Source organism: Microbacterium sp. Bi128 (assembly GCF_918698205.1).
In genome coordinates this window covers 1-1,867 of sequence record NZ_CAKKMM010001012.1, presented here as the reverse complement: position 1 = coordinate 1,867, position 1,867 = coordinate 1, and the positions used below count along the sequence as shown (strand labels likewise).

Here is a 1,867-nt window from a genome sequence, read left to right as displayed (position 1 = left end):
GAACGGCTTGGTCACGTAATCGTTGGCTCCAGCGTCCAGGCCCCTGACTTTTTCGTCGGCATCGCCCAGCGCGGTCAGGATCAGGATGGGCGTGGCAATGCCTTTCGACCGCAAAGCCGTAATGAGGGCGATGCCGTCCATGGCGGGCAGCCCGCGGTCCACCACCATGACGTCCCAGCTCCCGGTCAGCCCCTGGTGGAGGCCGTCGCGGCCGTTGGTGACCAACTGGACCCGGTAGTCCGGGTCCAGGAGCTCGGCGATGAGCGGTCCCAGGACGGCGTCGTCCTCGACGAGCAGCAGGGACGGAAGGTCAGCGGAGGTCATGTCAGCTATTCTTCCGCGGCCATTTCCTCAGTCCGCAGTCCGGCCCCGGGTTCTTCTGCCGTGTCGCCGGCGGCTTTGTCTGCGGCTGCGGCTGCGCCGCGGGAGTTCCGGCGGCGTTTGAGGAGCTGCACCACCCCCGGCACGACGGAGACGAGCACCATGGCCACGACGATGGCGTCGATGTTCCTGGCGATGATGTCAAAGTGCCCCAGCCAGGTGCCAAGCATCGTCACGGAGGCTGCCCACGCGACGGCGCCGGTGATATTCCACAGGGTGAAGGATTTGTAGTCATAGCGCGCGGTCCCGGCGGTCAGCGGAGCAAACGTCCGGACCATGGGGACGAAGCGGGCCAGCACGACGGCGGCCCCGCCGTGGCGGCGGAAGAAGTCCTCCGTGGTGGTCAGGTGCGCTGTCTTCAGGATCCGGGCGTCGTCCTTGAACCATCGCCGGCCAAATTTCCGTCCGAGCATGTAACCGACCTGGTCCCCGGCGACCGCGGCCGCGGTGACGACGCCGATCAGCACAGGCAACGTCAGTTGCAGCTGCTGGTGCAGAAGTCCTGCTGTGAACAACAGGGAGTCGCCGGGCAGGAAGGGAAAGAGCACGCCCGACTCGATGAAGACCATCACCGCGATCACACCCAGGGCGGCCGGGCCCAACCCGGCGAGCAGGCTTGCCGGGTCCAGCAGGGACAGTGTTCCGGCGGCGTGGACGGCCGGAAGGGCGGCAAAAACGTCCATGGCGGGCATTCTCATTTCTCCTCACTGCCCAGCGGCCGGCTGCCCGAACGGGCCCGAATCCGCTCCGCTATCCGCGGCGCGAGAAGGTTCCACAGTCCCGCGAGCAGGACCACGGCCGCGCTCGAGGCCAGGAACGACGCCGCGACATCAGTGGGGTAGTGAACGCCGATGTACAGCCGTGACCAGGCTACGACGAGGGCCATCACGGCCGCCGCGAGGGCCGTGACCTTGGCCCAGCGGGTTCCACGGGCCAGGAAGTACACTGCGAATCCCAGTGCCACCGCAAAGGACACGTGGCCGCTCGGGAAGCTGTTGGAACCCGTTTCCGGAGCCAGGGGATCGAACAGCAGGGCAGGGCTGGGCCGCTGGCGGGCCACGAGGAGCTTGAAGAATTCACTTGCCACCCAGCCGGATGATGCCACGAGGCCGAAGGCAATCGCCTTGGCCAGGCCGCCGCGAAACAGCCAGATGTACAGCGCCGCGGCGCCGATCAGCGCGAGGCCCGCCACCGGGCCAAACACAACATTCAGCGCCATCGCGACGGCGGTCAGGGCGGCGGCGTGGTGCTGGCTCAGGTCCTGATCGACCCCGAGCTCGGCGGCACTGAAGCCGGGTGTCAGCTGCGCCGCCAGGCCCAATGCCACGACGGCGGCCGACAGCAGGACGCCCAGCACTAACCAGTGGCGGACCTGGGGGAGGGCCCACAGCCGGGGACCCGCGGCGGGGCGCACGGCGTCGGGACGGCTTGGTGCTCCACTTCGGCTGAGTGCTCCGGCACCGCCCAGCGGCGCATCGCTCTTAAC

The 1,867-nt window shown here is 68.1% G+C and carries 3 protein-coding genes; all 3 read right to left on the bottom strand.

All coding sequences use genetic code 11. The features are described 5' to 3' along the window. A partial coding sequence (locus tag LQV45_RS29200) for a response regulator (protein ID WP_230010546.1) occupies nucleotides 1–324 on the bottom strand: 324 nt, incomplete at its 3' end. 5 nt (nucleotides 325–329) lie between these two features. Further along, complete coding sequence (locus tag LQV45_RS29195; RefSeq protein ID WP_230010545.1) at nucleotides 330–1,073, bottom strand: DedA family protein; 744 nt, start codon at nucleotides 1,071–1,073, stop codon at nucleotides 330–332. Nucleotides 1,074–1,075: 2 nt separating this feature from the next. Then, nucleotides 1,076–1,867 (bottom strand): phosphatase PAP2 family protein (locus LQV45_RS29190; protein WP_308288946.1); only part of this gene is annotated, 792 nt, incomplete at its 5' end.